Genomic DNA, 6488 nt, shown 5'->3' on the forward strand with positions numbered 1-6488 from the left:
TGCTAAAGCGAAAAAAGCTGCTAAAGCCGCTGAAGAAGCGCAACCATCCGCTGATGAATCGGCAGAGGACAATGTTGCCGAACCTGAAGATCCACGCAAAGCTGCCGTAGCCGCCGCCATTGCCCGTGCTAAAGCGAAAAAAGCAGCTAAAGCCGCTGAAGAAGCTAAAGAAGCCAAGCAAGTGACTCAAGTTCATGATGATATTGAGGGTACAAGTGAGGAAACTGCTCCGGCACCAGCACAGCTCAGTTCAGAAGAAAAAAGAAAAGCAGCAATTAAAGCAGCTATCGAGCGCGCAAAAGCAAAAAAACAAGCCCAAGAACAAGAAGGAAATGACCTGTCATGAAATTAACCATGGCTTCCTCGCCTCATAACCACAGCCTCAAATCTGTCAATAAGTTAATGACTTGCGTCATGCTTGCTTGCGTACCGGGCATTTTAGTACAAAGTTACTTCTTTGGGATTGGTGTACTTGCGCATCTCTTTTTAGCACTGGTCAGTGTTAGCGTGGCTGAAGCTGCTATTTTAAAAATTAGAAACCGTCCTATATGGCCAACATTAAGTGATGGCAGTGCTTGGCTAACTGGAGTACTCATTGCTGTCAGTATTCCACCGTTGGCTCCTTGGTGGATAGTTGTTATTGGTAGTGTATTTGCAATTATCATTGTAAAGCAGCTGTACGGTGGACTGGGCTTTAATTTGTTTAACCCAGCAATGGCTGCTTATGTATTGCTACTAATTTCTTTTCCAGTACAAATGACTGCATGGCAGCCCGTCAATACTTTATTGGCGACACCTCTGTCCATGATTGACCAATTAAGTATCATCTTCACGGAATCCACACAGGCAGGTATAACTCTCGATATTGCACGACAGGTTATCGATGGTGCAACAGGCGCAACTCCTTTGGACCATGTAAAAACTGCGCTTTCTCAAAACATGACCAGTTCAGAGGCGATGGACAACATCGCATTTACTCGTTTCGCCGGCGAGGGCTGGCAGTGGGTGAATGTCGCCTTTCTGATTGGCGGACTATACCTGTTAAAAGCTAAAGTCATTAACTGGCACATTCCTGTAGCTATGCTTGTATCATTGGGGCTATGCAGCACACTGGGATTCATTTTTGGGGGGCATACTGGCGTCGCATTTCACCTGCTGAGCGGCGCAACTATGATTGGTGCATTCTTTATTGCTACCGATCCAGTTTCTGCCTCAACAACCAATCGCGGTAGATTGATCTATGGTGCTCTGATTGGCTTGTTGGTTTATTTAATTAGACAATTTGGTGGCTACCCTGATGCAGTGGCTTTTTCTGTATTACTGATGAATATGGCTGTACCACTTATTGATCACTACACTCAGCCTCGTACTTATGGACATGGAGCACGCAAATGATACTAGCATCCATGAAGAAAAACGGTGCAATACTCACAGCATTTGCACTGGCCACAACTGGCAGCGTAGCATTGGTGCAGCAACTCACCGCGCCTCGTATTGAAGCGCAAGAAAAAAAGCACCTAATGCGTACGCTGACACAGGTTATTCCTGCGGATAAGTATAACAATCAGCTTTATTTAGACTGCATAGAGAGCGATGCAACAGAGCTAGGACCAAATGGGCCGCATCGTATTTACCGTGCTAAGCTTGATGACCAACCAATTGCTTTGTTAGTGCAGCACATTACACCTGAGGGTTACAGTGGCAATATTAATATGCTCACTGCTGTGTATGCCAATGCCACGATTTCCGGCGTTCGTATTACACAACACAAAGAAACTCCGGGGCTAGGTGACAAAGTAGAAATTAAAAAATCTGACTGGGTTAATTCATTTATCGGTCAAAAAGCAACTAGCGGTAACGACGCACGCTTTAATGTTAAAAAAGATGGCGGTGTGTTCGACCAGTTTACAGGTGCAACGATTACCCCGAGAGCGGTTGTAAAGTCAGTGAATGCCGCAACGTGGTATGCACACCAAAACTTTGATGCGCTCTTTGCGCAAGACAACCTATGCCAGCAGGAGACGCTATGAGTGAGCTTAAAACCTTAGCACATGAAGGGCTCTGGAAAAACAATGCAGCCTTGGTCCAACTGTTGGGTCTTTGTCCATTGCTTGCAGTTACCAGCACAGTGACCAATGCTCTCGGCCTTGGTATCGCCACCTTACTTGTTTTAGTTGGCTCTAATGTCACGGTTTCCATTGTTAGAAATTGGGTGCCAAAAGACATTCGGATCCCTGTTTTTGTCATGATCATCGCTGCTTTTGTGACTATTATTGAATTGCTGATGAACGCTTATACATTTGGGCTCTATCAAGCTTTGGGGATTTTCATCCCCCTAATCGTTACAAACTGTGCCATTATCGGGCGAGCAGAGGCATACGCCTCAAAAAACTCCCCACTGTTATCAGCATGGGATGGTGTCATGATGGGTCTTGGCTTTGCCGCCGTACTGGTCATTTTAGGCGCAATGCGTGAATTAATCGGTCAAGGTACTCTCTTTGATGGTGCTGAGTTATTATTGGGTGAGTGGGCGACAGCTTTACGTATGGCCATTATAGATTTCGATAATCAATTTTTGGTTGCCATTTTACCACCCGGTGCGTTTTTGGGCTTAGGCCTTATTATTGCGGGTAAAAATTATTTTGATGAAAGAAAAAAAGCTAAAACACAACCTGTAGAAACAGAAAAAGCACCTCGTGCGCGCGTAACAAACCTTACCTAAACCAGACTATACCACCCGCGCAACCGTCAATTATGCGGGTGGTTTTAACTAGATATAATTACTATATCTAACAACTTGCAAGTAAACCGTCATGAACAAAACCAAACGCCTTGAGATCCTCACGCGGCTGCGTGACGACAACCCAAACCCTAAATCAGAGCTTGAATACACAACCCCTTTTGAACTTTTAGTCGCTGTAACTCTATCAGCACAAGCTACCGATGTAGGCGTCAACAAAGCGACTAGAAAGTTATTTCCCGTTGCAAATACGCCTGAAGCCATTGTTGCACTCGGCGTTGAAGGACTGAAAGAATACATAAAAACCATTGGTCTTTTTAACTCCAAAGCAAATAACGTCCATAAACTAAGTCAAATTCTTATTGATAAACATGGCTCGGAAGTGCCACAAGACCGCGAAGCACTAGAAGCCTTGCCCGGAGTAGGCAGGAAAACGGCCAATGTAGTGTTAAATTGTGCGTTTGGTTGGCCAACAATTGCAGTAGATACGCATATTTTTAGGGTATCGAATCGCACTAAATTTGCCATGGGCAAAGACGTAGTCGCAGTAGAAGAGAAGCTCGAAAAAGTCGTTCCAAAAGCGTTTAAAGTGGATGTGCATCATTGGTTGATCCTACATGGCCGCTACATTTGCACAGCAAGAAAGCCCAAGTGTGGCAGCTGTATTATTGAAGACCTATGTGAATTTAAAGAAAAAACTGATTAAAAGAAAAGTTTTGCAGTGGTGTCCGTTGCCCCACTGCAAATCTCATCAAACGATTTATTTTACATATAATAGTCGCCTTGCCTCAGTCAGCCTTTTGATAAGTATACTGTTACCAATACTAAGCGTTAGTTGTTTGTACCAATTTGTAAATAGTACTCTAATCAACCAATAAAACAGAACGCCTATCATAAGGTAAATAAGCGCATTGCTATCAATAAAATCTGGCCAGCTATCCGATGTATTAGAAGAAAACGACATGACTGCTCCCAGCATTGCAAAACATGCTCTCCAGGTATGCCTGACTATGCGGTGCTTCCCAGAAAGGCCACCACTCAACAGCATTTTTAGATCTAAGCATGCAGACAACGCCGCAACTGAAGCATGAATTGTAAAAATCGTTTTAAAGGTTTGAGGAATATCAGTAGCGGTATATACAAAATGAAATAGACTGAAGCTTACGTAAATAATTAAACACATCGAGAGTGCTTCAAATATACCGACTGTATTTTCTTTTCTTAAAACGACTGCCCACGCGGTCGTACCATAATAAAAAGTGAGCAAAGCCATAGTGGCCCCACCGTTAAAAGACGCCGCAGTCCCCGCCATGATTAACATTGATAGGAAAAATAAATTCCCAGACCACCGATGTTTAGTCTTTCCTTTCGCAAAACTTAACGCGCCAATACCAAACAACAACAAAAATGCACCGGCTATAATATGCACAGTTAGCATCATATCTCCTTGTAAAATTGTTTAATGTACTAGTTAAATCAAATCTTTATTCGACCTAAATTATTATTCAAACTAGCCATAATGACATTCTTTAACATTGACTCGACCTCAAACCATCAACACTTTTATAAAATGGCACAGTGGTAATCTAATGGATACTTGTGAAGTGTTACAAAAAATTATGATCGTATGATATTTATGGTGTTCAAGCCTTTAACATGAATTCAAGCCCACTGCAGCTAAAGGTGCAAAGTACAGGGGCAACATATTGAAAAGGCTGAAAAAATGAAGATAGAGGCAGTGACTTTAGTACCATACCAAAGCCACTGTATTCTTTTACCGCTGAAATTTAGCAATAAATTGATCGACCAAAGACTTTTGGTCTGCAAGCGCTTTTTGAGTATTCGCCATAGTGGCCAGTGAGTTGTCGGAGCTTTCTAGCGAGTCTGTTGCCAATTGTGAGATGGTGACTGCATTATTATTTAGTTCATTACTTACACCAGACATTTCCTCAGTTGATGTAGCAATTTGATAGTTTAGACTTGAGATGTCATTGACTATCGCATTGATGCTATCTAAAGATGCTTTGGTCCCTTCAGCTTTCTCAACACATTGACTCGACTTTTCAACCCCATTTTGAATGGCCTGTACGGCACGCTCAGCCCGTTGCCTCAAGTTGGCCACAATGTCATCAATTTCTTTTGTAGATTCCTGTGTGCGCTGTGCTAACGCTCTGACCTCATCAGCAACTACTGCAAACCCTCGCCCTTGCTCTCCCGCTCTTGCGGCTTCAATTGCTGCATTTAATGCTAGTAGGTTAGTTTGCTCCGAAATACCTCGAATAACATCAACTACCCCGCCAATATTCACTGTTTGCGCATTTAGGTCTTCTATATCAGACTGCGTTTTGGTCAGCTCTTCAGACAGCGTATAGTTGGTCTCCATATTGTCATTTACTGCAGTACTGCCTTCTTTCACAGATTTTAATGCTGCTTCTGATTGTTGAGCAGCGTTGTTAGTGTTGGAAGCAATTTCTTGTATGGTTGCGGTCATTTGGTTAATCGCGGTAGCTAGTGAACCAGTTTGCGCTTGCTGATTGTTCAGCAATTGGGCACTCTTATCACACTCATCAACTGTTTCTTTTGCATGCCCTCTGACTGTGTCACTCGCATCTTTCACTCTTCCCAATACAGCTCTTAATTCTGATTCACGTGCAAGTAACGCGAGTTCGATTGCTGCAATATCGTTGACCTTGTCAATATATATCTTTTGCATCAATGGGTTATCATAAACTTTGCGAGCTTTTTCGCTTAAATCTCTTACAGGTGAAAGGCGCTGATAGGTTAAAAATAAGGCAACAACAACCAATACGCTCTCTAGTATATATGACCACGGTGAAGGTAGCGAAGCAAACACCATACTGAGAATATAAAATACGCCAATAATAAGCATCATTTGCGCTGACAAAGACATAGAGGCACGGGTAAAGCTCTCTACAGAGGCGCCCTCATTGAGCTTTTGATAAATTTTTTCTGCACGATTGATGACTTTACGTTCTGGCTTGGTTCTCACTGACTGATATTCAACAGTTTGGCCAGAACCATTTGTGATGGGTGTTACATATGCATTCACCCAATAATGATCTCCGTTTTTACAGCGATTTTTTACCATACCCATCCATGGCTTACCTGACTCAATGTAATTCCATAGATTTTGAAAAGCTGCTTTTGGCATTGTAGGATGCCGCACAATGTTGTGTGGTTTACCTTCTAACTCGTGTAACTCAAATCCAGCGACCTCACAGAACTGTGGATTTGCATACTTTATTTGCCCTTTTGTATTTGTTGTAGACAATAAATTATAGGAGGCGGGATAGTCATATTCCCGGTTTGTAAAATTAGATCTTCCTTTAGCCATGGCAACTCACTCTAAATAAAAAAGCAATAATAAATTATTACTTCTACGCGAGCATGACAATAGTGATGAAAAATTGTTCTATATCAAACTATTGAATGAACTAAACTCGTTTTTACAGGCATTTCTGCTAAACCATAACGTTAGTATTAATTCAATTTATTACAAATAGAACAGATAAACAGACAACCTAACTTTTAAAGTCGCCCGTAGGTTTGCCAAAGATCTCAGCGCAGCATCAAAGTAAAAGTTAGCAAAGGCTTGTTAATTAGCAAGTATGAAGGAAATAATAGAACTACTTAGGAAAGAAAGTGGCGTCCCCTAGGGGATTCGAACCCCTGTTACCGCCGTGAAAGGGCGGTGTCCTAGGCCTCTAGACGAAGGGGACACAATTTT

The 6488-nt window shown here is 42.4% G+C and carries 6 protein-coding genes, 1 tRNA gene and 1 pseudogene; 5 read left to right on the plus strand and 3 right to left on the minus strand.

The annotated features are described in order from the left end of the window. From N475_RS25760 to nth, 5 genes and pseudogenes are all read left to right on the plus strand, one after another. Positions 1 to 346, plus strand: a pseudogene (locus N475_RS25760) (electron transport complex subunit RsxC); the annotation flags it as partial. Next, complete coding sequence (gene rsxD, locus N475_RS20905; RefSeq protein ID WP_063365892.1) at positions 343 to 1395, plus strand: electron transport complex subunit RsxD; 1053 nt, start codon at positions 343 to 345, stop codon at positions 1393 to 1395. The pseudogene N475_RS25760 and the gene rsxD, both read left to right, overlap by 4 nt. Beyond that, positions 1392 to 2030 carry an electron transport complex subunit RsxG gene (rsxG, locus tag N475_RS20910; protein WP_063355462.1) on the plus strand — a complete coding sequence of 213 codons (639 nt, stop codon included), beginning with the start codon at positions 1392 to 1394 and terminating at the stop codon, positions 2028 to 2030. The genes rsxD and rsxG overlap by 4 nt, the downstream gene beginning before the upstream one ends. Then, complete coding sequence (locus N475_RS20915) at positions 2027 to 2722, plus strand: electron transport complex subunit E (RefSeq protein WP_063355463.1); 696 nt, start codon at positions 2027 to 2029, stop codon at positions 2720 to 2722. The genes rsxG and N475_RS20915 overlap by 4 nt, the downstream gene beginning before the upstream one ends. 91 nt (positions 2723 to 2813) lie before the next feature. Continuing rightward, positions 2814 to 3446 (plus strand): endonuclease III, encoded by a 633-nt coding sequence (gene nth / locus N475_RS20920; RefSeq protein WP_063355464.1) that lies wholly within the window; start codon positions 2814 to 2816, stop codon positions 3444 to 3446. Positions 3447 to 3500: 54 nt separating this feature from the next. Here the strand turns inward: nth and N475_RS20925 are convergent, their stop codons facing one another. From N475_RS20925 to N475_RS20935, 3 genes are all read right to left on the minus strand, one after another. Beyond that, positions 3501 to 4181, minus strand: a complete 681-nt coding sequence (locus N475_RS20925; protein ID WP_227008451.1) for a hypothetical protein — start codon at positions 4179 to 4181, stop codon at positions 3501 to 3503. Positions 4182 to 4514: 333 nt separating this feature from the next. Continuing rightward, positions 4515 to 6095, minus strand: a complete 1581-nt coding sequence (locus N475_RS20930) for a methyl-accepting chemotaxis protein (protein ID WP_063355466.1) — start codon at positions 6093 to 6095, stop codon at positions 4515 to 4517. A gap of 309 nt (positions 6096 to 6404) precedes the next feature. Further along, positions 6405 to 6480, minus strand: a tRNA-Glu gene (locus N475_RS20935). Between the last annotated feature and the right edge of the window lie 8 nt (positions 6481 to 6488).

Origin of the sequence: Pseudoalteromonas luteoviolacea DSM 6061 (assembly GCF_001625655.1) — a bacterium.
Taxonomy (GTDB): Bacteria; Pseudomonadota; Gammaproteobacteria; order Enterobacterales; family Alteromonadaceae; genus Pseudoalteromonas; species Pseudoalteromonas luteoviolacea.